This window comes from Gammaproteobacteria bacterium, assembly GCA_028817225.1.
GTDB lineage: Bacteria > Pseudomonadota > Gammaproteobacteria > Poriferisulfidales > Oxydemutatoraceae > Oxydemutator.
Map to the genome: position 1 here is coordinate 13,245 of JAPPQC010000036.1, position 23,846 is coordinate 37,090.

Here is a 23,846-nt window from a genome sequence, read left to right on the forward strand (position 1 = left end):
GATAGGCGTTGGTTTGCGTTGCTTTTGCCGCCGTTGTTTGTTTGGCGGCGGCGGGCAGGCGCCCGGCCATGAGCGCGTTGGCAACGGCGGTTCTGGATTGGCGCCCGCCAATGCGCGCGTTGGCGGCGCTTCGTGCTGTTGTTGTCGCCGTTGTTTGCCTTGCGGCGGCGACGGCCTTTGCGGGCGGGCGCGAAGCGGCGGTTGCGACGGCGCACCCCGATGCGACGGACGCCGCGTTTGAGGTTCTGGGGCAGGGCGGCAATGCGTTTGACGCCGCGGTGGCGGCGGCGGCGGCGCTGGCAGTGGTTGAGCCGTATTCTTCGGGGCTGGGCGGCGGCGGTTTCTGGCTGCTGCACCGCGCCGCCGACGACAAGACCGTGATGCTCGACGGGCGCGAACGCGCACCGCTCGACGCGCACCGCGACCTGTATCTGGACGACGACGGCAACATCATTCCGGGCGCTTCGATTGACGGCGCGCTGGCCGCCGGCATTCCGGGGCTTGCCGCCGCGCTGGAACACCTTGCACGCGATTACGGGCGGTTGCCGCTGGCGCGCAGTCTGGCGCCGGCGATACGCCTTGCGCGCGACGGCTTTGAGGTGGACGACGCGTACCGCGCGATGGTGCGCCGGCGTCTTGATGCGCTGCGCGCTTCTCCCGCCGCGGCCTCGGTGTTTCTGCACAATGGGCAGGTGCCGCCGCCGCGCCACCGGGTGGTTCAGCCCGATCTGGCGGCGACGCTGGAGTTGATGGCCCGCCACGGCGCCGCCGGTTTCTACAAGGGTGCGCTGGCCGCGCGGCTGGTCGAGGGCGTGCGCCGCGCCGGCGGCATCTGGCGGCTTGATGACCTGGCGCAATACCGCGTGGCGGAGCGCGAGCCGGTGCGTATTTCGTACCGCGGCGCCGAGATTGTCAGCGCCGCGCCGCCATCGTCCGGCGGCCTGGTGATGGGCATTGTCTTCAACCTGCTCGGGCGCTTCGATCTGGCGGCGATGAAGGAGGCCGACCGGGTTCATCACATGGCCGAGGCGATGCGCCGCGCCTACCGCGACCGCGCCGAATACATGGGCGACCCCGATTATGTGGACATGCCGGTCGCGCGCCTGCTGAGCAGCGAATACGCGGCGTCGCTGGCGGCGAGCATCCGGCCCGGGCAAGCAACGCCCGGCGCCGTCGCACCTTTGGGCGGTGGTAGTAATGGCGTGGGCGCAAGCGAGGGCGAGGGTGCAACCGGCGGCCAGGGCGTTGGCAGGAATGCGGGCGAAAACGGCGGCCATGGCACTGACGGGAATGCCGGCGGGCGCGAAGGCAAAGACACAACGCACTACTCCATCATGGACGGCGACGGCAACCGCGTCGGCGCGACGCTTTCCATCAACTATGGCTTCGGTTCCGGGTTCATGGTCGAGGGCACCGGCGTTTTGCTGAACGACGAGATGGACGATTTTGTCGCCAAACCCGGCGTGCCGAATCTCTACGGGCTGGTCGGCGGCGAGGCCAACGCCATCGCGCCCGGCAAGCGAATGCTGTCGAGCATGTCGCCGACCTTCGTTACCGACAGCCGCCGCACCGCCGTCATCGGCACGCCCGGCGGCAGCCGCATCATCACGATGGTGCTGCTCGGCATCCTGAAATTCCTCGAAGGCGGCAGCGCCGCACAAATCGTGCACACGCCGCGCTACCATCACCAATACCTGCCGGACGAAATCAGTTACGAACCCGGTGCCCTGCCGCCGCAAATCGTGCAGCAACTGCAAACCTTCGGCCACCACCTGAAACCCCGCACCGAACGCTACGGGAATATGCAGGTGGTCATCCACGACCACCGCAGCGGCACCATGCAGGCCGCATCAGACCCGCGAGGAGTAGGCGCGGCGCGGGTGGGAGATTACCGACGGCAGGGGATTGGGAGGGATTAGACCATTTTTCCCATCCGGGAAAAATGGTCTGAGATAATCCCGCATAACAAAGGAAAATAAATAAAACACAGTAAAAATCAATAGATTACGAGAATATCTACGAATTAAGAGCGCCAAGGGTATGAAAAAACCTTCCCAAAACCTGATTATCCGCAACAGCACCGCGGAATTACAGGCGGATTCAGTTATTAGGAAATTCCTAACAACTGGCGCAGACGATGCGCTCACTTGGGCTGATGCGTCGACTCGGATGTATAGTTATTTTCCGCTAATATCAATAAGTTACACATATTATATCTTGCTCGACCTGCCATGAACTTTGCGAACTTGCAGGATTTGAACCGCCCGCCTATTTCTGCTATCTTTAGTTTCAAGCGGAATATGACTTCGCCAGTTCTAGTTTCTGTCTTTACATTCGTTTACTCGAGGGCCAAAACATGAAATATCAACACATCAGTGGGGTTATCGCGATTATCCTCGCTTTTATGGTGCCGTCATCACAAGCGCAGAACTGTACTTCCCGGATGCTCGGGGGGACGACGTTCCACAATTGTGATGACACTTCGGGAACTTCTCAAAGGTTTGGTAGCACAACGTTCCATAACTTTGATGGAGCTTCGGGAACCTCTCAGAGGTTTGGTGACACAACGTTCCATAATTTTGATGGAGCTTCGGGAACCTCTCAGAAGTTCGGTGACACGACGTTCCATAATTTCGATGGTGCTTCGGGGACATCCCAAAGATTTGGTGGAACAACTTTCCATAATTTTGGCGAAACCACATGCACTTCCCGAACAATTGGTGGAACAACTTTCACAGACTGTCATTGATATCCCTTGATATTGAGATGGCTAGAAAAGTTTTTGCAATAAGCATGAGGGGCCATCAGTTCCCCCATAGTAAAGAGAATATAAACAACTACTAAATCGCGAAGGAAAACAGAAATGAATGACAAATCACAAGTTGTAAAACACCTGGAAATGATTCAAGGGGTTGTCAATCGTTTGGGGCACGACTCATTTTTAATGAAAGGCTGGAGTATGACTATACTAGCGGCTGGAATAATTTTCGTCGCAAGGAGCGAAATTCAGGCTGACGAGGTCATAATAGCATTTCTTATCCCTGTATTTGGCTTTTGGATACTGGATGGTTATTTTCTTTGGCAAGAGCGGTTATTTCGTAAGGTTTATGATGAGATTAGGAAGCAGGAAATTACGGACTTCGCGATGAATGTCATGAAACATAAAGACAAACCGAAATGTAGTTGGAGGTCTTCCATATTCTCTGTGACACTTAATATATTTTACGGAATTGAAATTTTATTTGTGTTCGCAGTATTTCTCATACTCAAAAATTTTGGGAGTAGTTAGACAATGAGAAAAGTATTTTTCAGTTTTGACTGGGACGATGTTTGGCGCACTAATCAGGTTCGCAACAGCTGGGTTGCGAAAGGCAACTATAAAACGGCAGGTTTTGTAGATGCGGCTGATATAGAGCAGATCAAAAAAGCCACAGACTCATCAATCAAGAATTGGATTGACAAGCAGTTGGAAGGAACTTCTGTTACTTGTGTCTTAATTGGCAGTCAGACCGCCAATAGCAAGTGGGTCAAGTATGAGATAGTGGAGAGTATAAAAAAGAAAAATGGTTTGCTTGGGGTTTATATTCACAATGTTAAAGATGAAAGTAGATTTACATCTATTAAAGGAGAAAGTCCTTTTAGAAAACCGCCCATTGATTTTGCCCCCAATACATCTGGAGAATTGGCTTATCCTTGTTGTTCCTATTACGACTGGACTAATGACGATGGATACAGGAATCTGGGAAACTGGATAGAGAAAGCAGCCCAACAAGCAGGCAGGTAGGAGGTAAACATGAAAGTAGTCATGAAAAAAAGACAAGTATTTTATAGTTTCCACTATAAACCTGATAACTGGAGAGCATCGCAAGTCCGCAATATAGGGGTTATTGAAGGCAACAGCCCTGTTTCCGATAATGAGTGGGAGACAGTCAAGAAAGGAGGTGATTATGCCATTGAGCGCTGGATAGATAGTCAGATGGAGTATAGATCATGCACTGTTGTTCTTGTCGGCCGGAATACTGCGAATAGAAGGTGGATCAATTATGAGATAGCCAAGTCATGGAATGATGGCATGGGAGTTGTTGGTATTCGCATACACGGATTGAAAGATAGCGATAGGCATATATCTTTGCTAGGTGGGAATCCTTTTGATTATGTAGAATTCAATAATGGCAAAAAATTGTCTTCAGTGGTCAAATGCTACAATCCTCAAGGACGCAGTAGCATAGAAAGATATATTTGGATTAAAAAACATATATCTAATGCCGTGGAAGAGGCCATTAAAATAAGGAAGAGAAATTAATGAAAATCGAAATCATTCAATCGCTAACCAACGACTTTGAATCTCACGCCAAGCAAACAGAAAACGGCGTTGAGTTCTGGCTTGCGCGAGACCTTCAGCGCCTGCTTGGTTATGAGCAGTGGAGGAACTTCAATACGGTTATTGACAAGGCAAGAATTGCCTGTGAAACCGCTAAACACAACGCTTCCAATCATTTTGCTGGCGTCGGCAAAACGATAGCGATGCCTAAGGGGGCGGAAAAAGTCATAGATGATTTTATGCTCACCCGTTACGCCTGTTATCTCATCGCCCAAAACGGCGACCCGCGCAAGGAAGAAATCGCTTTTGCCCAAACTTACTTCGCGGTCCAGACTCGGAAACTGGAAATCATTGAGCAGAGAATTCATGAGGCAGAACGAATATCGGCACGCAGAAAACTTGCCGATACCGAGAAAGAACTTTCCGGTGTGATATACGAGCAAACCGGAAGCGACAGAAACTTCGGCCTGATTCGCTCTAAAGGCGACAAAGCCTTGTTCGGTTACACGACTGAGCAAATGAAAAACAAATGGAAAGTGCCCAAAAGCAGGGCCTTGGCGGATTTTGCGCCGACCATTGTTCTGAAAGCCAAGGATTTTGCTACTGAAATCACCATCTTCAATGCGAAAGCCAATCAAATGCAAACAGAGCGGGAAATCTCCGGCGAACATATTACCAACAATGAAAGCGTTAGAAATACCTTGATTGAAAGAGGTATCAGACCAGAAAAACTGTCGCCCAGTGAAGATGTGAAAAAGGTGGAAAGAAGGTTGAAATCTCATGAGAAAAAAGGATTGAAGAATCCGAAACCCCTGGATTAAGAATAAGCGATGTCCCGAATTTCACCACTACATGCCCAATGGCTCTCCTGCCAACCTCTGCCGGAGCAAAACAGCGTTGCTCTCTGGCAATGGATACGCATGCGTTTCAACCACCTCTCCAACCGCTTTGAGGGCAACACGCTTACCTACAACGAAACCCAGTTGCTTCTGATTTACGGTCGCGCTGCCGGAGACCACGAACTGCGGGAATACGAGGAAATGAAAGCCCACGATGTGGCCTTTGATCACGCCCGCAACCTGGCTGCGGAAGAAAGGCCCATCGGGGAAACGGATATAAGAGACCTCAACCGGATTTGCCTGAAAGAGCCGTTCTACAAGGTGGCGCAGACGCCGGATGGCGAGCAGACGCGCAAGAGAATCGTTCCGGGAGAATACAAAACGCAGCCCAACCATGTCCTGACAAAAACCGGGGAAGTCTTTCAATTCGCCTCTCCCGAAGAAACGCCGGCGCTGATGTCGGAACTGGCGGAGTGGATACGGCAATGGCTTGGCAAGGACATGGAAGAAAAACACGACACCCTCGTTTCCTTCCTCGCCGAACTGCACCAGCGGTTTATCCGCATCCACCCGTTTGACGACGGCAACGGGCGGGTCGTTCGCCTGCTGATGAACTACATTCTCGTTCGCATGGACTTCCTGCCGATGGTGCTGGATGACCGCGACCAGTACATCGCGGCCATTCAATTCGCAGACACCGGCGACATCAGCCGCCTCGAAGACCTATTTGAAAACAACATCGCGGCAATGCTTCAGAAGGGCATCCACGCCAAAAACCATCTCATCGCGCTGAACGGCGACAACGCATAGCCTCGTCCTGCTGGCTTTGGGAGGGGGCTTGTTCAATTCAGGAATCCCCGTATAAAAAGTGGTTTTTGTACAGGTATTTTCGTAATAGTTATACGAAACGGCGTTTTTGTATATGTATCGCCTTAATAGGTATATGAAACAGCGTTTTCGTATATGTATCAGGCCCGATATGTATATGAAACGGCGTTTTCGTATATGTATTTCCCCGCGTATTGAACATAATCTCCCCGGAAAGTAGAATTCCCGCCCCATGAAAACCACATTCATCAGACCCCAGGCCGCCGAATTGTCGCGGCGAATCAGGGAGCCGCGCCAGTTGATTCAGTTCGTATCGGGCGCGCGGCAGGTGGGCAAGACGACGCTTGTGCGGCAGGTGGCGGAGCGCAGCAAGTTGCCGTTCCACTTTGCCAGCGCGGATGATCCGGCGCTGGGCGCCGGCAGAATGTGGATCAGGCTGCAATGGGCGCAGGCGCGGCGTTTGGCGCGCGCTTCCGGGAACAAAAGCGCGTTGCTGATACTGGACGAGATACAGAGAATCCCGCGCTGGACGACAACGGTGAAAAGCCTCTGGGACGCGGACACGCGCTACCGCAGGCCGGTGAAAGTGGTACTGCTCGGCTCGGCGCCGCTGCTGGCGGGGCGCGGGTCGGTTGAAAGCATTGACGGGCACCTGGAAAAACTGCACCTGCCGCACTGGAGTTTCGCCGAGATGCGCCGGGCCTTCGGCTGGAACCTGAAACAATATCTTTTCTACGGCGCCTATCCGGGCGCCGCGCCCCTCGTTTACGAACCGGCGCGCTGGGCGCGCCACATAAAGGATTCCCTGATGGAAATCACCGTCGCCCGCGATGTGCTGCCGCTCGCCCGCGTCGGAAAACCGCTGCTGCTGAAACGTCTGTTTGAGATGAACTGCGCTTGTTCCGGGCAAGTTCTGTCGTACAGAAAAATGGCGAAACACCTGCAGAACAAGGGCAATGTAAAGACATTCTCCAAATACCTCGACCTGCTCGCGGGTGTCGGCGCGGTTGCCGGCCTGCAGAATTACATGGGCAGTTTCACCGCGGACAAGCGCTCGAAGCCGAAGGTGCAGGTCTTCAACACCGCGCTGACAACGGCGCAATCCGGCATCGGCATCAGGGAAACGTTCGCCGACAGGGAACTGCTCGGAAGCCTGACCGAATCTGCGGTCGGCGCACACATGCTCAACGCCGCCGCCGCCGGCGAATGCGAGTTGTATTACTGGCGCCACGACCCCCGCCAGGTGGACTTTGTCTTGCACAAAAACGGCAGGCTCACCGCCATCGAGGTTCGCGGCGGCAAAAAGCGCACCTCCATTTCCGGCCTGGGGGATTTTGCAACGATATTCCGCTCCGCAAGAAGTCTGATTGTCGGCGACGGCGGCATTTCCATTGAAAAGTTTCTGTCAACTCCGGTGGTTCACTGGGTAAGCAGGCGATGAGCACCTGTCAAATCCGCCCGATGACCGAAGACGAGGTCGGTCTGGTGATTGAGTGGGCCGCGCTGGAGGGGTGGAATCCCGGCCTCAATGACGCGGCGTGTTTTTATGCCGCCGACCCTGAAGGGTTTCTGGTTGGCCTGCTTGACGGCGAGCCGATTGCGGTGATTTCGGCGGTTCGTTACGGTGAGACATTCGGGTTTCTCGGCCTGTATATCGTCAAGCCGCAGTATCGCGGGCGCGGCTACGGCCTGCAAATATGGAAGGCCGCGATGGACAGGATGCAAGGGCGCAACATCGGCCTTGATGGCGTTGTCGAGCAGCAAGAGAATTACCGCAAGTCCGGTTTTCGCCGCGCGCACCGCAACGCGCGTTATGAGGGAACCGGCGGGCGGCCTTTCGGGCAGGACGGCGATGTCGTTGAGTTGTCCGCGGTGCCGTTTTCCGAAGTCGGCGACTACGACCGCCTGTTTTTCCCCGATGTCAGAACGCGGTTTCTGGAAGCCTGGACAGGCCAGCCCGAAGGCGCGAGTCTCGGCGTGCGCGCGGACGGCAAACTCGCCGGTTACGGTGTGATTCGCCCGTGCCGCGCCGGTTACAAGATTGGCCCGCTGTTCGCCGACACGCCGGCGCTGGCGCAAACGCTGTTCTCGGCGCTGACGGCGCGCGTGCCGGCAGGCGCGCCGGTTTGTCTTGATGTTCCCGAAACCAACCCGCAGGCCGCTGCGCTGGCGCGCCGCCACCAGATGAAAGTCGTGTTTGAGACCGTGCGCATGTACACCGGCGCGTTTCCCGAACTGCCGATGGGCAAGCTGTTCGGCATCACCACATTTGAGTTGGGGTAACCGCCCCCATCAACGCTGGCAGCGCGGGCAATAAAAAGTCGAACGCTGCCCCAGCACGCGCGAACGAATCACGCCGCCGCACGCCGGGCACGCCTTGCCGCCGCGTTGATAGACCGCGAGTGTCTGGCCGAAATAACCGGGCTGTCCGTCCTCCTTGACGAAATCGCGCAGCGTTGTGCCGCCCTTGCGAATCGCGCGTTGCAGCACCCGCCGGATCGCCGCCGCCAGCGTCTGGTAGCGTTGCCGCGACACGCGCCCCGCCCGCCGCGCCGGGTGGATGCCGGCGATGAACAGCGACTCGTTCGCATAAATGTTGCCGACGCCGGCGACAACGCGGCTGTCCATGATGAAATGCTTGACGGGCGCGCTCCGCCCTCTTGACTGTTCGTAAAGATAATCGCCGCCGAAGCCCGCGCCGAGCGGTTCCGGGCCGAGGCCGGCCAGCAGTTTGTGGCGCAGCGGCTCGCCGCCGACCCACAGCACGGCGCCGAATTTTCGCGGGTCCCGAAAACGCAGGATTTTGCCGCCGCTGAACACAATGTCCAGGTGGTCGTGCGAACCGGCGGCCTGGCCGCCGCCGGCGATGCGGAAACTGCCGGACATGCCGAGATGGCACAACAGGCAGCCGTCGTCTAAATGAAACAGCAGGTATTTGCCGCGCCGCGCAATCCTTGCAACGCGCCGCCCGGCCAGTTTGCCGCGCAGGCCGGGTGTTACGCGGTAACGCAGTCGGCGTTCGCGCACAATCACATCGGTCACGCGCAGCCCGCGCAGGCGCCGTTGCAGGCCGCGCCGCGTGGTTTCCACCTCGGGCAGTTCAGGCATCGCGCCCGCGCTCGACCAGCCCCTCGGCCTCGACCAGCAACTCGGGCCTGCACATCTCGCCGCGAAACAGGCGGAACGGAAAGCGTTCGCCGAGGCGCGCGCGCACCGCGTCCAGCAGTTCGCCTTCGTCGGCGCGCGGGTTCAGATAGATTTTGCAGCGCGCAACATCATTGGCGCCGGCGCCGCGCAGCGCCGCTTCGCCGCGCGCCGCCTCGCCAATCAGCGCGCCGAGGTTGCGGACAATCTCGCCGAACTGCGCGGCGACATCGCCGGGGTGCGCGGACTCGTGGCCGACGATGGCGGCGGTGCCGGAGATGTGCAGTTGGCAGGTTGGCGGCCAGCGTTTCAGCGTCGCGCGGACAAACGCCGGCGGCGGGTCGCCGTAACGCGGCGGATAATGATACGCGCTGACCTGGCGCGGATTCTCGACGCCAACCCCGCCCTCCGGCGCCGCCAGAAAATAAAAAACGCCGTCGTCAGCTCCGGTGCCGATGACAGTGGCGGCGCAATAGTCCGACTGCCGGCGCGCCCGCCCCCGCGCTGACCACTCCCCAAGCGCCGTCGCGCGCCCGTCGCAGAATGCACGGTAGCGCACCGGCGCGCCGCCGCACAAGTCCGGCAGATAATGCCAGATGCGAATCGGCGACATATTGTGCTCGTCAAGCGTGTCGCCCAGCATCCGGTACACGGCCAGCGTTTCCGCCGCCAGTTCGTCGCCGGCGGCCAGCCGCGCGTGGCCGAACAGCACTTCGTCGTTGCAGGCGTAATGCAGGGCTTTGTTGCGCCCGCGCCGCACCGGTTTGCGCGCATACCAGTTCTCGCGGCGGCGGTCGCCGTCAAGCGGTTGCAGGCCGGTCGCAACCGCGTCCTTTTCGTCTTCGCCGCCGCCGGGGAAGGCGATGCTCGCCAGGCAATGTTCGCCGCCGGGTGCGCCGTCTTCAAGCCGGATGTCGCAGGGCGCCGACATGACAACCGTCCGGGCCGCGCGCCGAATCAGGGGCAGGGGTTGGGAAGGTCTTCGTGAACCCGCTCGATGGCCTCGAGCACATCCACGGACAATTCAAGGCGGGCGCTTTCGATGTTGCTTTTCAGTTGCTCCATCGTCGTCGCGCCGATGATGTTGCTGGTCAGAAACGAGCGCGTATTGACATAGGCCAGCGCCATTTGCGCCGGGTCCAGGCCGGCGCCGCGCGCAATCTCCACATAACGGCGGGTGGCCTCGATGCCGGCCTCGCCGGTGTAGCGGGTGAAGTATTCAAACAGCGTCAGCCGCGCGTTCGCGGGTTTGGCGCCGTCCAGATACTTGCCGCTCAGCACGCCGAAGCCGAGCGGCGAATACGCCAGCAGCCCGCACTGTTCGCGGTGCGCGATTTCGGCGAGGCCGACCTCAAAGGTGCGGTTCAGCAGGCTGTAAGGATTCTGAATGCTGACAATGCGCGGCAGCGCGGGTTTCCCGCCGGACTGTCCGGACAGTGCCAGATACGCCATCGCGCCCCACGGCGTCTCGTTGGAAATGCCGATGTGGCGCACCTTGCCCTGCGCGACAAGGTCGCCCAACGCTTCCAGTGTCTCGCTGATCGGCGTCGGCGGGTCGCCGGCGTCGTCCTCGTGCTGGTAGCCGAGTTTGCCGAAGAAGTTGGTCTTGCGCGCCGGCCAGTGCACCTGGTAGAGGTCAATGCAGTCGGTGCCGAGGCGTTGCAGGCTGCCTTCCAGCGCCCGCTCAATGTGGTCGCGCGTCAGTTCCGGGCCGCCGCGCAGGTAACTCTGCATGTCCGGGCCGGACACCTTGCTCGCAAGGATCAGGTCGCCGCGGTTCTTGCGCCGTTTCAGCCAGTTGCCGGTGTGGGTCTCGGTCAGCCCCTGCGTTTCCTCTCTCGGCGGCACCGGGTACATCTCGGCGGTGTCAATGAAATTAACGCCCTGCTCAACCGCGAAATCCAGTTGCTCGTGCGCCTCGGCCTCGGTGTTCTGCTCGCCCCAGGTCATCGTGCCCAGGCAGATAACGCTGACATCAATGCCGGTGTTCCCGAGCGTCCGGTAGTTCATCGCGGCCCTTCCCGGCGGCCCGCCGCGCCATTTGTTTTATGCAAGAGTTTCATCAAGACAGGTCATCACGCCCGCTTCCCCGGCGGCCCGCCGGCGCCTGCGGCAATGGTGATTATACCGCAGCCCCGGCACGGCAATCGCCGTCCGTGCACTTCCGCGCCGGTTGTGTTATCATGGGCGTCAATCCAGCGGTGAGACCTTGCTTCCGAAAGAACTCAAAAAGACGCTTTTTGGTTTTTACAGGAACATAACGCCTTTCACCACCTGGGTCGGCGAGTGGCGCGACGGCGCCGTCGTCAGGGCCGACATCCTCGCCGGCATCACCGTCGCCCTCGTCCTGATTCCCCAATCCATGGCCTATGCCCAGTTGGCGGGGCTGCCTCCGTACTACGGCCTGTATGCGTCGTTTCTGCCGGTCGCGATCGCCGCGCTGTTCGGTTCATCGCGCCAACTGGCGACCGGGCCGGTCGCGGTCGTCTCTTTGCTGACGGCGACGGCCATCGAGCCGCTGGCGGCGAGCGGCAGCGGCGGCTATTTCGCCTACGCGGTGCTGCTGGCGCTGATGGTCGGCCTTGTGCAGTTGACGCTCGGCTTCGTGCGCCTCGGCATGATGGTGGATTTTCTGTCGCACCCGGTCGTCGTCGGCTTCACCAACGCCGCCGCCATCATCATCGCCACCTCGCAACTCGGCAAGATCTTCGGCGTCAGCGTCGAGAGGAGCGAGCACCATTACGAGATGGTGTGGGAGGCGCTGGTGACGGGCGTCCAGCAGATGCACTGGCCGACTTTCGCCATCGCGGTGTTCTCGCTGGCGCTGATGGTGGCGCTGAAAAGGTATCTGCCGAAGGTGCCGAATGTGCTGGTGGGCGTCGCCGCGGCGACGCTGATTTCATGGCACTTCGGCTTCGAGGCGCGCGGCGGCGGCGTTGTCGGCGTCGTGCCGCAGGGTTTGCCGTCGTTCGAGATGCCGACCTTCAGCCTGGCCGCGGTGCAGCAACTGTCGGGGGTCGCCATCGCAATCGCGCTGATTGGCTTCATGGAGGCCATCTCAATCGCCAAGGCGATGGCGGCGAGCACCCGCCAGCGCCTCGACGCCGACCAGGAACTGATCGGGCAGGGGCTGTCGAACATCGCCGCCAGCGTCTTCCAGGGCTACGCCGTGTCGGGTTCGTTCTCGCGCTCGGCGGTCAACTTCGAGGCGAAGGCGGTGACGGGCTTCTCGTCCATCATCACGGCGCTGCTGGTCGGGCTGACGCTGCTGTTCCTGACGCCGCTGTTCTACCACCTGCCGCAGCCGACGCTGGCGGCGGTCATCATTCTCGCCGTCGCCGGCCTCGTCAAAATCAAGCCGTTCAGGAACATGTGGCGCGTGCAAAGGCACGACGCCGTCGTCGCGCTGATTACCTTCGCGGTGACGCTGTTCTACGCGCCGCACCTTGAAAACGGCATCCTGACCGGCGTGCTGCTGTCGCTCGGGCTGTATGTGTACCGGACGATGCGCCCGAGCATCTCGATTCTTGCGCGCCACCCCGACGGCACGCTGCGCGACGCCATCGTCCACATCCTGAAGGTGTGCCCGAAAATCGCGATTGTCCGCTTCGGCGGGCCGCTGTTCTTCGCCAACACCGGCTATTTCCAGGCGCAGATACTCGAGCGCGTCGCCAGCCACCCGGAATTGCGGTTCATCATCGTGGACGCCGTCTCGATGAACGAGATTGACGCGACCGGCGAGGAGATGCTGCACCAACTGGCGCGCGACCTCGTCGGCCTGCACATTGAATTCCTGTTCACGCGCGTGCCGACGCCGGTGATGGACACTTTCAAGCGCAGCGGCTTCGCCAGCCCCGAATGGGCCGACCACTTTTTCAGAAACCGCGACGACGCGCTTGAATACGCCTGGAGCGCGCTGCAAGAGCAGGGCGATTGCGAGTGCCCGGTCGAGGGCTGCGGCACCGGCAACTTCGCCGGCTGCCTGCTGCAAAAGAGCCGGCGCACGCCGAACACGCTGCTCGGCATCATCGCCGGGCAGCCGAACCCGCCTCGTACAGCAGATTGAACACGGGCCGCCCCTGCGCGCGCGCGCGCCGCTCGAAGCGCGACAGCGGGCGCCACGGCGGGCGTTCGGTTGCCGCCGCCGTGAACAGGCCGGCGGCGGCGACGGCGTCGCGCATCGCCCGCGCGTAAGGCGCCCAGTCGGTCGCCAGGTGCAGGCGCCCGCCGTCGCGCAGCGTCCGCGCCAGCGCGCCGATGAACGCGGGCTGCACCAGCCGGCGTTTGTGGTGGCGTCTTTTCGGCCACGGGTCGGGAAACAGTATCATCACCCGGTCCAGGCCGGCGCCCGCCAGATGACGGCTCACCACCGTCGCCGCGTCGCCGCGAATGATGCGCAGGTTCGACAGTTCGGCGGCGGCGGCCTTTTGCAGCAGCGCGCCGATGCCGGGGCGCCAGACTTCAAGGCCGAGAAAGTCGCTGCCGGGGTCTTCGGCGGCCATCGCCGCCAGCACTTCGCCGTTGCCGAAACCGATTTCCATGACGACGGCGGCGTCGCGCCCGAAGACGCCGGCGAGGTCGAGCGCGCCCGGCGGCAACTCAACGCCGAAGCGCGGCCAGTGTTTTTCCAGCGCGCCGCGCTGCGCCGGCGTCAGGCGCCCCTCGCGCAGCACATAACTTCTGACCGGGCGCCGCGCGGGCGCTTCGGCGCTGCCGCGGTTCATCGCCGGGCGGTCAGAAAAACAGGCGCTCGCCGGGCGACGACGCCGCCGCGAAACGCCGCCGCGGCATGCGCCCGGCAAGCCACGCGCGGCGCCCGGCCTCGACCGCCTGTTTCATCGCGGTCGCCATCAGCGGCGGGTCGCCGGCCTCGGCGATGGCGGTGTTCATCAGCACGCCGTCGCAGCCGAGTTCCATCGCAATCGCCGCGTCCGACGCGGTGCCGACGCCGGCGTCCACGATGATCGGCACCGATGCGTTCTCGACGATGGTCGCGATGTTGAGGGGGTTGCGGATGCCCAGCCCGGAGCCGATGGGCGCCGCCAGCGGCATCACCGCGACGCAGCCGGTGTCTTCAAAGGCGCGCGCGGCAATGGGGTCGTCGTTGGTGTACACCATCACATCGAAGTTGTCGGCGACCAGCGTGGCGGCGGCTTTCAGCGTTTCGCGCACATCGGGGAGCAGCGTTTTCCCGTCGCCCAGCACTTCCAGTTTGACCAGCCGCGCGCCGTCCAGCAGTTCGCGCGCGAGGCGGCAGGTGCGCACGGCGTCGTCGGCGCTGTAACAGCCGGCGGTGTTCGGCAGGATGGTGTAGCGCGGCGGCGGCAGGATGTCGAGCAGGTTCGGTTCGCCCTTGTTTTGGCCGGCTTTCTGACCGATATTCGTGCGCCGGATGGCGACGGTCACGATTTCGCAGCCGGAGTTTTCAACCGCCTCGCGCGTCTGCTCCAGGTCGCGGTACTTGCCGGTGCCGAGCAGCAGGCGCGATTGCCAGGTCCTGCCGGCGAAGGCCAGCGGCTGGTCGCGGTTGTCGGTGGGTTTCGCCGTCATTCGCGGTCAGCCGCCGCCGATGGCTTCGATAATCTCGACCCGGTCGCCCGCCGACAGCCGGAACGCGGCGTGTTCGGCGCGCGGAACCACGCCGCCGTTGACCTCGACCGCAATCTTGCGCCCCGCCGCCAGCGTCTCGACCAGCGCGCCGAGCGTGGCGCCGTCCGGCAGCGTGCGCGCCGTGCCGTTGACCCGGATTTCGATGCTCCCCATGCGTTGATTATAGCCCGCCCTGCGGCGCGGCCACGGCGCGGCGGACGGCTTCGGTCAGTTGCGACAGTTCGCCGTCGCCGATGATGTAGGGCGGCATCAGGTAGATCAGGTTTCGGAACGGGCGTATCCACACGCCCTGTTCAATGAAGGCGCGGCACAGCGCGGCGACATTCACCTCTTGTTCCAGTTCAACGACGCCGATGGCGCCCTTGACGCGCACATCGCGCACGCCCGTTGACGCGCGGCACGGCGCCAGTTCGTCGCCGAGGCGGCTTTCAATGCGCGCAACGCGCGCGCGCCAGTCGCCGCGCGCGAGCAGGTCGAGGCTGGCGCAGGCGACCGCGCAGGCCAGCGGGTTGGCCATGTAGGTCGGGCCGTGCATCAGCACGCCCGGCTCGCCGCCGTCGAGCGCGTCGCTGATTTCACCGCAAGTAATCGTCGCCGCGAGGCTCAGGTAGCCGCCGGTCAGGGCCTTGCCGATGCAAAGGATGTCGGGCGCCGCGCCCGCGTGTTCAAGCGCGAACAGGCGCCCGGTTCTGCCGAAGCCGGTCGCGATTTCGTCGAAGATCAGCAGCACGCCGTGGCGCTCGCACAGTTCGCGCGCGTGGCGCAGGTAACCGGCGCCGTAGATGCGCATGCCGCCGGCGCCCTGGACGACGGGCTCGAGTATCAGCGCGGCGGTCTCGTGCGCGTGCGCGCCGAGCGCGCGTTCCAGTTCGGTCACCGCCTCCATGTCGCAGTCGCCGCCGCAGCGCGGTGCGCGCACGAAGAGTTGTTCGGGCAGCGTGCCGCGAAACAGATGGTGCATGCCGCCGTCCGGATCGCACACCGACATCGCCGCGAAGGTGTCGCCGTGGTAGCCGTGGCGCAGCGCCAGCAGCCGCGTCTTGCCCGGTTTGCCTTTCGCGCGCCAGTATTGCAGCGCCATCTTGACGGCGACCTCGACCGACACCGAGCCGGAATCGCAGAAGAAAATCCGGTCGAGGCCGTCCGGCAGCAGCGCGCACAGCCGCCGCCCCAGTTCGACGGCGGCAGGGTGCGTCAGGCCGCCGAACATGATATGCGCCATTTGCGCGAGTTGGCGTTCCAGCGCCTCGTTCAGCGCCGGGTGGTTGTAGCCGTGTATCGCCGCCCACCACGACGACATGCCGTCCACCAGTTGCCTGCCGTCGGCCAGTTCCAGGTGCACGCCGCGCGCCGCGACCACCGGCGCCGCGCCGCCGCCGCCGCGCATCGCGCTGTACGGATGCCACAGGTGGTCGCGGTCGAAAGCCGCCATCGCGTCATCGAAGGTGGTCATCGCGGGGGGGCGCGGGAATGTCAGGCGCCGGCAATCGGCGGGTGGTAGATCAACTGCACGCGGTTGCCCGCCGGGTCGCGGCAGTAGAAACTGCGCGCGCCGTCGCGGTGCGTTTTCGGCGGCGCCTCGATGGCGACGCCGTGTGCGGACAGAAAGCGGTGCCAGGCGTCCACATCGTCGGCGCGGCGCAGCAGGATGCCGATGTGGTCGAGCGCGCCGCCGGCGCGCGCGTCGGGCGCCCGGTGCAGCGCGAGGTTGTCGGCGCCGGAAGTCAGGTAGAGGTTGTCGTCATCGGGGCGCCATTCGGTCTCGTAGCCGAGCAGCGCATAGAAACGCGCGCACCCCTCCAGGTCGCTGACGGCCAGCGCGACATGGCGCAGGCCGGCGGTTGCGGGCGGCTTCACAATTCGACGATCTCGTAGTCGTATTTGATGTCGGCGGTTTTTTCGAGCATCTTCGACACCGACGAGTGTTTTTCGGCGGAAGCGCGCACCGCCTTTCGCACCTCGTCGTCGCTGATGGCGTGGCCGCTGACGGTGAAGTGGCCGCGGATGCGCGTGAACACGGCGGGTTCGGTGTCGGCGCGCTCGGCCTCAAGGCGTATCTCGACATCGCGCACATCCTGGCCCGCGGCTTTCAGCATTTTTACGATGTCAAAACTGCTGCAACCGCCGAGGCCCATCAGCACCATCTCCATCGGGCGCGGCGCCAGGTTGCGGCCTCCGGCCTCCGGCGCGCCGTCCATTGAAACGCAGTGCCCGGAGCCGGATTCGCCGACAAACGACATGTAGCCGGTCCATTTCACTTTCGCCTTCATGCAAGCAGTTCCCTCAGTTTATCGCCCGGGTTTTCCGCCGTCATCAGCGCCTCGCCAATCAGGCAGGCGTAAACCGGGCCGTCGCGCAGGCGCCGGATGTCGGCGCACGAATGAATGCCGCTTTCGCTGACGACGATTTTATCACCGGGGACTTGCGCCGCAAGGCGCAGGCTGGTCTCAAGCGAGACCTCGAATGTGTTCAGGTCGCGGTTGTTGACGCCGATCAGTTCCGGGCCGTCGCCGGGTTTCAGCACGCGGGCGAGTTCGGCCTCGTCGTGCACTTCGGCCAGCACATCCATGCCGAGGCCGCGCGCCGTCTCGAACAGGTCGCGCAGCAGGCCGTCGTCCGGCAGCGCCGCGGCAATCAGCAGCACGGCGTCGGCGCCGACCGCCTTGCTCTCGTGCAGTTGGTACGGGTCAATGATGAAGTCCTTTCGCAGCGCCGGCAGCGGGCAGTGGCGGCGCACCAGGTCGAGGATGGCGCCGGAGCCTTTGAAGAAACGGTTGTCGGTCAGCACCGACAGGCAGGCGGCGCCGGCGGCCATGTAGTCGCGCGCGATGGCGAGCGGCTCGAACGGCTCGCGCAGCACGCCCTTGCTGGGCGATGCGCGCTTGATTTCGGCGATGACGGCGGTTTGGCGGGCCGACACGAGGCCGCGCAGTTTCTGCGCGAAGCCGCGCGCGGCGGACTGCTCTTTGGCAAAGTCCTGCAAGTCCGCGACGCTGTACCGGTCTTTGCGCTGTTGTATCTCGTCTCGTTTGTGCGCGAGAATCTGGCCGAGTATTGTTTCAGCCATCGGTTGGCCGCGCCAGTCGGTTGCTGGCCTTAACCAGCGCGTCGAGTTTGGCCGCCGCGCGCCCGTCGCGCAGCGCGCGCCGCGCCATGTCGGCGCCCTCGCGCAGGCCGCCGGCGAGGCCCGCGATGTAAAGCGCGGCGCCGGCGTTGACGGCGACGGCGTCGGCGGCGGCGCCCGGCTCGCCGGCCAGCACCGCGCGCAGCATTCTCAGGCTGTCTTCGGGCGACGAGACGCGCAGCGCACCGGCGGGCGCGCTGTCGCAGTTGAAGTCGGCGGGCGTCAGCGTGCGCCGCCCGCCGCCGTTTTCGGTTTGCTCAAACACCTGCGTCGGCGCCGCCGTGCTGATTTCATCGAGGCCGTCTTCGGAGTGCACCGTCATCACGCGCCGCACGCCGGTGGTGGCGGCGGTCTCCGCCATCGGCTCAAGCCAGCGGGCGTCGAACACGCCGATGACGCGGCACGGCGCGGCGGCGGGGTTCAGCAGCGGCCCCAGCAGGTTGAACAGGGTGCGCGTGCCGATGGCCTTGCGTACCGGCGCGACCTGTTTCATCGCCGGGTGAAAGCACGGCGCGAACAGAAAGCCGATGCCGGTTTGGCGGATGCATTCGGCGGCCTGTTCGGCGCCGAGTTCAAGGCGGACGCCGGCGGCCTCCAGCACATCGGCGCTGCCGCTTTGGCTTGATACCGAGCGGTTGCCGTGCTTGGCGACGGTCGCGCCGGCGCCCGCCGCCGCCAGCGCCGCGCCGGTGGAGATGTTGAAAGTGCCGGCGCCGTCGCCGCCGGTGCCGCAGGTGTCCACCAGGTTGTCGGCGGCGACGGAAACGGGCACCGCGAACTGCATCAGCGTGCGCGCCGCCGCGGCGATTTCGGTCACGGTCTCGCCCTTGTCGCGCAGCGCGACAAGAAAGGCGCGCGCCTGTTCGGCGCCGGCGGCGCCCGTCATCATCTCGCGCATCGCGCCGGCCATCGTCTGCTCGTCCAGGTTGTCGCCGCGCGCGAGTCTGGCGATGGCGGCGTCCATCAATGATTCAGGCATCTTCGAGAAAGTTTCTCAGCAGTTGGTGGCCGTGCTGCGTGAGGATGGATTCCGGGTGAAACTGCACGCCGGCGACGCGGTGCTGCTTGTGGCGCACGCCCATGATTTCGCCGTCGCCGTTGTCGTCGTCGCCGCCGTCGTGCTGCGTCCACGCGGTGACTTCGAGGCAGTCCGGCAGCGTGTCTTTTTCAATGACGAGCGAGTGGTAGCGCGTCGCCTCGAACGGGCTGGCGAGCGATGTGAACACGCCGTCGCCGCGGTGGTGGATCATCGAGGTTTTGCCGTGCATGATTTGCCGCGCGCGGACGATGCGCCCGCCGAACGCCTGGCCGATGGCCTGGTGGCCGAGGCACACGCCGAGTATCGGCACGCTGCCGGCGAAGGCGCGCACCGCCTCAAGCGAGACGCCGGCCTCGTCGGGCGTGCACGGCCCCGGCGAGATGACGATGCGTTCGGGGCGCATGTCGCGGAGGCCGGCGGCGCCGGCCTCGTCGTTGCGCACGACCCTGACCTCGGCCCCCAGTTCGCCCAGGTATTGCACCAGGTTCCAGGTGAACGAATCGTAGTTGTCTATCATCAATATCATCGTCTTGGCCGTGCCGGTGCGATTGTATCAGGGCAGTTCGCAGGCGATGGCCGCCGCCTCGAACATCGCGCGCGCCTTGCTCATGGTTTCCTCCCACTCGCGTTCGGGGCGGGAGTCGTACACGAGGCCGGCGCCGGCCTGCACAATCAGCGCGCCGTCCTTGATGACCGCGGTGCGGATGGCGATGGCGGTGTCCATCGTGCCGTTCCAGCCGATGTAGCCGACGGCGCCGGCGTAGATGTTGCGCTTGACCGGCTCGAGTTCGGCGATGATCTCCATCGCGCGTATCTTCGGCGCGCCCGACAGCGTTCCCGCCGGGAAGGCCGCGCGCAGCGCGTCCATCGGGCCGACGCCGTTTCTCTTTTGCGCGGTGACATTGGAGACGATGTGCATGACATGCGAATAACGCTCGACGATCATCCGCTCGGTGACCCGCACGCTGCCGGTTTGCGCGATGCGCCCGAGGTCGTTGCGCCCGAGGTCTATCAGCATCAGGTGTTCGGCGAGTTCCTTCGCGTCGGCCAGCAGTTCGCGCTCAAGGCGCAGGTCTTCGTCGTGGTCGCGCCCGCGCGGGCGCGTGCCGGCGATCGGGCGCAGCGTCAGTTGCCCGTCTTCAAGCCGCACCAGAATCTCCGGCGACGAGCCGACGATTCGGAAATCCTCGAGGTCGAGGTAATACATGTAGGGCGACGGGTTGAGGCGGCGCAGCGCGCGGTAGAAGTTCAGGTCGGCGCCGCGGAAGGGCGCCTTGAGGCGCTGCGACAGCACGATTTGCATCGCGTCGCCGGCGGCGATGTAGTCGCGGCAGGTGCCGACCGCGCGCAGGAAGGCGTCGCGCCCGAAACTGGAGACGAACGCGTGTTCCAGTGTCGGCGGCGCCTGGGGCGCCGCCTGCGTTGGGGGTAGGGGTGCCGCCTGCGTTGGCGCCTGGGGCGCCGCCTGCATTGGTGGCGGCACTGTCGCCGACTGCATTGGCGCCTGGGGTGCCGCCTGCGTTGGTGGCTGGGGTGCCGCCTGCGTTGGTGGCGGCGGCAGCGGTTCGCGCAGGCGTTGTTCCAGTTGTGCGAGGCGTTCGCGGGCGCGTTGCCAGGCGTCGTCCTGCGAGGTGTCGGCCAGCACAATCAGCGACAGCGTGCCGCGCAGGTTGTCGAACACCGCGACCTGTTCGGACACCAGCAGCAGGATGTCGGGCGTGCCGAGTTCGTCCGGGTTGGCGCTGCCGGCCAGGCGCGGCTCGATGTAGTGGACGGTCTCGTAGCCGAAGTAGCCGACCAGCCCGCCGATGAAGCGCGGCGCCGCCTCGATTTGCGGCACGCGGAACGCCGCGGCGTAGCGTTCAATCCACGCGAGCGGGTCGTCGGTGTCGTGCTGTTCGTCTATCCGCCCGTCGCGGTGGACGGCGACGCGGCGCCCGCAGACGCGGATGTGGCGGCGGCAGTCGAGGCCGATGATCGAGTAGCGCCCCCAGTGTTCGCCGCCGCTGACCGATTCCAGCAGGTAACTGTACGGGTGGTTCGCCAGTTTCATATAGACGCCGACCGGCGTGTCGAGGTCCGCCGGCACTTCATGCACCAGCGGGATGTGCGTGTAGCCCTGCCGCGCCAGGCGCCGGTATTCGTCGCGCGTGATCATGCGCGGGTGTCAGGCCGCTTTCAGCGCCGCGCGCATGTCGGCGATGACGCGCCCGTAGTCGGCGGCGCCGAACACCGCCGAACCGGCGACGAAGGTGTCGGCGCCGGCGGCCTTGATGGCGGCGATGTTGTCGCACTTGACGCCGCCGTCCACCTCAAGGCGGATGTCGCGCCCGCTGTCGTCAATCAGTTTTCGCGCCTGGCGAAGTTTCTCGAGCGTCGCCGGAATGAACTGCTGGCCGCCGAAGCCGGGGTTGACCGACATCAGCAGTATCATGTCAATCCGTTCAAGCGCCCATTGCAGGCAGTCGAGCGGCGTCGCCGGGTTCAGCGCCAGCCCGCCCTTGCAGCCCTTGTCGCGTATCAGTTGCAGGCTGCGGTCCACATGCTCGCTGGCCTCGGGATGGAAGGTGACCCACGACGCGCCGGCCTCGATGAATTCCTCGATCAGCCGGTCCACCGGCTTGACCATCAGGTGAACATCAATCGGCGCCGTGATGCCGTACTCCCGAAGCGCGCGGCACACCATCGGCCCGAAAGTCAGGTTGGGGACATAGTGGTTGTCCATCACATCGAAGTGAATCATGTCGGCGCCGGCGTCGAGCACGGCCTGCGTGTCTTCGCCGAGCCGCGAAAAATCAGCCGACAGAATGGAGGGGCAAATCAGGTCTTTCATTGTTTGTCTGCAAGGGGGTTGCGCCAATGCCGCCAATTTTACACAGAGTGCGCCCAAATCGGCGAATTTCAGGCGGCGCGGCGCTTGTCCGGCGGTTTACCTGGCGTGATGCGCGGCGGATGGAGAAAGGCCGCCCCGGAGGCGGCCTTTCGGTTTGTGCGGACAAGGTCCGGGATGAGTCAATTGGCCGCAGGCAACTGCAACGCCGAGATAAGCAGCTGCATGGATTGCATGTGGTTGCCAAAAACGCTGATGGCAAAGCCCACCAACCCCATAGCCACCACGATAGTGGTCAGGGATGTGCCGATGGTCCAGTACACAAGTCTGCGAACATCAGCTTCAAGTGCATCCACTTTTGTTGAGAGCGGAGCAATTGCTTCTTTGACAATTTGTTTTATTCTTGACTCATCCATTTCATTGTTTTCCATGAAATCTCCATTTTTTAGATTTTCCTCCTTGTCGGGGAGATTATAACATGCCGGCGGAGGGGCGGGGTGGCCGGTGGGGAATTACGGCGGGTCGGGGGCGGCGGTGCTGCGCCCTTCCGTGCTGACGGCGCCTTCGAGGAAAACGCGCAGCCGCATCAGCAGCAAGTCGTCCACTATCCGCAGTTGCGCGGTGGACGGGTTGCCGCGGATGACGGGGACATCGCTGCCGGAGGTCTGTGTGAAAGTCAGTGTGACGGTCTGGCTTTCCTCCGGCACGCCGTTGTCCGGTGCGGACAGCACAACCGAGCCGTGTGTTGTCCCCCGTGTGACGGTCAGCGGGTTGGCCAGCGAGTAGCGCGCCGGATTTTCCGGGTCGGCGTTGATATTGAACATGACGGTGCTTGAGACGGGAATGTTCAGGCGGACGGTCACAACCGCGCTGCCGCCTTCCGCCAGCAGGTTGGGGGAAACCGCCAGCGTCGCGACTGGATCGTTGGCCGGGATGGCGACAATCACGGTCATGGCTTCCGTTCCGAGCACATCGGGGCTGGAGGGCGCAATCTGAAGGATGATGGTTTCCATCGTCTCGGTTTCCTCGTCGTCGGTTATCCGGACGGTGAAGCGGGTGCCGGTCGAACCGGCGGCGGCGCGGATGATTGCGGGCGTCACATAGTCGTCGGGATTGGCGCCCGCGAGATGGTTGCGGACAGTGATTGTCATCGAAACGTCCTGCGGCAGCGGATTGAACACAAGACCGACGGTTGCGCTGCTGCCTTCATCCACCGTCAGCATCAGCGGCGAGCCGCCAAGCACGGTCCACGGGTCGTCATTGATTATCTGCACGGCGACGGAGCGGCTGACAGCGACCCAGGCCGGGTCGGATGTATCAAAAGCGGAGATTTGCAGGAATTCCGTCACGGTCGTCGGCTGGACAATCTCGTCCTCGGAAACACCAAAGACAAATCTTTGCTCCTCGTGCCAATTCCCGCTTGTGAATACCGGGAACATGCTGGGTTCAATTATTCTTGGGTTGTCTGCATTAACCCGCAGAATGACATTCCGCCCCGCGTCCGGCGGCGCGCGCGTCAGCGAGACATCGAGGTAGCCGATTGCGCCTTCCGCCACGGTGGTTTGCGAGGCGTGAATGTAAATGCCGCGCTCGACATCCACCTGCACGGTGACGGAGCGGCTGACGGCGGCGTAAGCCGGGTCGGACTGCGCCGCGTCAACGGAGAGTTGCAGGGTTTCGACGGGGCCTCCGGGAAAGACGCCGACGAGGGTGCCGAAATCAATTCGCTGCGGCAGGTGCCAGTTTTCCCGCGTGAATGTCAGGGCGCCGGGGTTGATTCCGGTTATCCTGCCTGCGGTGGCGGTTGTGGCCCGGACAACGACACGATGGGGCGCTCCCCGAGGTTCGCGCGTCAGCGAGACATCTAAATAGCCGTTTGCGCCTTCCATCACCATGGTTTGCGAAGAATGAATGCGGATGCCGGGTTCGGTTACCGAAAAAAGCGCGTTGGCGATGTTCAGCGCGCCGCCGCTTGCGACCCTGCCCCTGTCGATGGAGTCGGTGGGGAACTTGTCCACATTGTCCAGCAGCGCGGCGCGCACCTCGCCGACGCTCAGGCCGGGCCGGTGCGCCCACAGCAGCGCCGCGGCGCCTGCGACATGAGGCGCCGC

Annotated in this window: 25 protein-coding genes; 9 read left to right on the forward strand and 16 right to left on the reverse strand. The window is 62.8% G+C overall.

What is annotated here, in order from left to right; genetic code table 11:
• Positions 1-110 precede the first annotated feature (110 nt).
• The 8 genes from ggt (at position 111) to OXU50_05120 (ending at position 8,271) form a co-directional block, all read left to right on the forward strand.
• The gene (gene ggt / locus OXU50_05085; GenBank protein MDD9869247.1) at positions 111-1,919 is read left to right on the forward strand and encodes a gamma-glutamyltransferase; all 1,809 of its coding nucleotides are present in this window, start codon (positions 111-113) and stop codon (positions 1,917-1,919) included.
• A gap of 944 nt (positions 1,920-2,863) precedes the next feature.
• Positions 2,864-3,289, forward strand: a complete 426-nt coding sequence (locus tag OXU50_05090; protein ID MDD9869248.1) for a hypothetical protein — start codon at positions 2,864-2,866, stop codon at positions 3,287-3,289.
• Between the two features lie 3 nt (positions 3,290-3,292).
• On the forward strand, positions 3,293-3,784 hold the full coding sequence (locus OXU50_05095) for a TIR domain-containing protein (GenBank protein ID MDD9869249.1): 492 nt from the start codon (positions 3,293-3,295) through the stop codon (positions 3,782-3,784).
• Positions 3,785-3,793: 9 nt separating this feature from the next.
• The gene (locus OXU50_05100; GenBank protein MDD9869250.1) at positions 3,794-4,303 is read left to right on the forward strand and encodes a TIR domain-containing protein; all 510 of its coding nucleotides are present in this window, start codon (positions 3,794-3,796) and stop codon (positions 4,301-4,303) included.
• The gene (gene dinD, locus OXU50_05105; protein ID MDD9869251.1) at positions 4,303-5,142 is read left to right on the forward strand and encodes a DNA damage-inducible protein D; all 840 of its coding nucleotides are present in this window, start codon (positions 4,303-4,305) and stop codon (positions 5,140-5,142) included. Before OXU50_05100 ends, dinD begins: the two co-directional genes overlap by 1 nt.
• Before the next feature lie 99 nt (positions 5,143-5,241).
• A complete protein-coding gene (locus OXU50_05110) occupies positions 5,242-5,970 on the forward strand; it encodes a Fic family protein (GenBank protein MDD9869252.1) in 729 nt (242 codons plus the stop codon).
• 250 nt (positions 5,971-6,220) lie between these two features.
• Positions 6,221-7,429, forward strand: coding sequence for an AAA family ATPase (locus OXU50_05115; protein ID MDD9869253.1), 1,209 nt, complete (start codon positions 6,221-6,223; stop codon positions 7,427-7,429).
• Positions 7,426-8,271: a GNAT family N-acetyltransferase gene (locus tag OXU50_05120; protein MDD9869254.1), complete on the forward strand. Its 846-nt coding sequence runs from the start codon at positions 7,426-7,428 to the stop codon at positions 8,269-8,271. The genes OXU50_05115 and OXU50_05120 overlap by 4 nt, the downstream gene beginning before the upstream one ends.
• Before the next feature lie 9 nt (positions 8,272-8,280).
• On the opposite strand, the gene mutM is transcribed toward OXU50_05120, so the two are convergent.
• The 3 genes from mutM to OXU50_05135 are packed head-to-tail and all read right to left on the reverse strand — an operon-like array spanning position 8,281 to position 11,142.
• On the reverse strand, positions 8,281-9,096 hold the full coding sequence (mutM, locus tag OXU50_05125) for a bifunctional DNA-formamidopyrimidine glycosylase/DNA-(apurinic or apyrimidinic site) lyase (GenBank protein MDD9869255.1): 816 nt from the start codon (positions 9,094-9,096) through the stop codon (positions 8,281-8,283).
• Positions 9,089-10,063: a hypothetical protein gene (locus OXU50_05130; GenBank protein MDD9869256.1), complete on the reverse strand. Its 975-nt coding sequence runs from the start codon at positions 10,061-10,063 to the stop codon at positions 9,089-9,091. Before OXU50_05130 ends, mutM begins: the two co-directional genes overlap by 8 nt.
• A gap of 26 nt (positions 10,064-10,089) precedes the next feature.
• Complete coding sequence (locus OXU50_05135) at positions 10,090-11,142, reverse strand: NADP(H)-dependent aldo-keto reductase (GenBank protein ID MDD9869257.1); 1,053 nt, start codon at positions 11,140-11,142, stop codon at positions 10,090-10,092.
• A 199-nt stretch (positions 11,143-11,341) separates the two neighbouring features.
• Between OXU50_05135 and OXU50_05140 the strand changes: the two genes are divergently transcribed.
• Positions 11,342-13,198, forward strand: coding sequence for a SulP family inorganic anion transporter (locus tag OXU50_05140; GenBank protein ID MDD9869258.1), 1,857 nt, complete (start codon positions 11,342-11,344; stop codon positions 13,196-13,198).
• Here the strand turns inward: OXU50_05140 and trmB are convergent.
• From trmB to OXU50_05205, 13 genes are all read right to left on the reverse strand, one after another.
• Entirely contained in the window at positions 13,158-13,856 is a 699-nt protein-coding gene (trmB, locus tag OXU50_05145; GenBank protein MDD9869259.1) for a tRNA (guanosine(46)-N7)-methyltransferase TrmB, read from the reverse strand. The two genes, OXU50_05140 and trmB, sit on opposite strands and share 41 nt — an antisense overlap.
• A 10-nt stretch (positions 13,857-13,866) precedes the next feature.
• A complete protein-coding gene (locus OXU50_05150) occupies positions 13,867-14,682 on the reverse strand; it encodes a thiazole synthase (GenBank protein ID MDD9869260.1) in 816 nt (271 codons plus the stop codon).
• Positions 14,683-14,688: 6 nt separating this feature from the next.
• Positions 14,689-14,895 carry a sulfur carrier protein ThiS gene (thiS, locus tag OXU50_05155; GenBank protein MDD9869261.1) on the reverse strand — a complete coding sequence of 69 codons (207 nt, stop codon included), beginning with the start codon at positions 14,893-14,895 and terminating at the stop codon, positions 14,689-14,691.
• A gap of 7 nt (positions 14,896-14,902) precedes the next feature.
• The gene (bioA, locus tag OXU50_05160) at positions 14,903-16,195 is read right to left on the reverse strand and encodes an adenosylmethionine--8-amino-7-oxononanoate transaminase (protein MDD9869262.1); all 1,293 of its coding nucleotides are present in this window, start codon (positions 16,193-16,195) and stop codon (positions 14,903-14,905) included.
• Between the two features lie 20 nt (positions 16,196-16,215).
• A complete protein-coding gene (locus OXU50_05165) occupies positions 16,216-16,602 on the reverse strand; it encodes a VOC family protein (protein ID MDD9869263.1) in 387 nt (128 codons plus the stop codon).
• On the reverse strand, positions 16,596-17,012 hold the full coding sequence (locus tag OXU50_05170; protein MDD9869264.1) for an OsmC family protein: 417 nt from the start codon (positions 17,010-17,012) through the stop codon (positions 16,596-16,598). The genes OXU50_05165 and OXU50_05170 overlap by 7 nt, the downstream gene beginning before the upstream one ends.
• On the reverse strand, positions 17,009-17,809 hold the full coding sequence (gene trpC, locus OXU50_05175) for an indole-3-glycerol phosphate synthase TrpC (GenBank protein MDD9869265.1): 801 nt from the start codon (positions 17,807-17,809) through the stop codon (positions 17,009-17,011). Before trpC ends, OXU50_05170 begins: the two co-directional genes overlap by 4 nt.
• The gene (gene trpD / locus OXU50_05180; protein MDD9869266.1) at positions 17,802-18,845 is read right to left on the reverse strand and encodes an anthranilate phosphoribosyltransferase; all 1,044 of its coding nucleotides are present in this window, start codon (positions 18,843-18,845) and stop codon (positions 17,802-17,804) included. Before trpD ends, trpC begins: the two co-directional genes overlap by 8 nt.
• A complete protein-coding gene (locus OXU50_05185) occupies positions 18,838-19,431 on the reverse strand; it encodes an aminodeoxychorismate/anthranilate synthase component II (GenBank protein ID MDD9869267.1) in 594 nt (197 codons plus the stop codon). Before OXU50_05185 ends, trpD begins: the two co-directional genes overlap by 8 nt.
• 27 nt (positions 19,432-19,458) lie before the next feature.
• On the reverse strand, positions 19,459-21,063 hold the full coding sequence (locus OXU50_05190) for a chorismate-binding protein (GenBank protein ID MDD9869268.1): 1,605 nt from the start codon (positions 21,061-21,063) through the stop codon (positions 19,459-19,461).
• Positions 21,064-21,072: 9 nt separating this feature from the next.
• The gene (rpe, locus tag OXU50_05195) at positions 21,073-21,738 is read right to left on the reverse strand and encodes a ribulose-phosphate 3-epimerase (GenBank protein ID MDD9869269.1); all 666 of its coding nucleotides are present in this window, start codon (positions 21,736-21,738) and stop codon (positions 21,073-21,075) included.
• A gap of 179 nt (positions 21,739-21,917) precedes the next feature.
• Entirely contained in the window at positions 21,918-22,166 is a 249-nt protein-coding gene (locus tag OXU50_05200) for a hypothetical protein (protein ID MDD9869270.1), read from the reverse strand.
• 81 nt (positions 22,167-22,247) lie between these two features.
• Positions 22,248-23,846: hypothetical protein (locus OXU50_05205; protein ID MDD9869271.1), on the reverse strand; the 1,599-nt coding region annotated here is incomplete at its 5' end.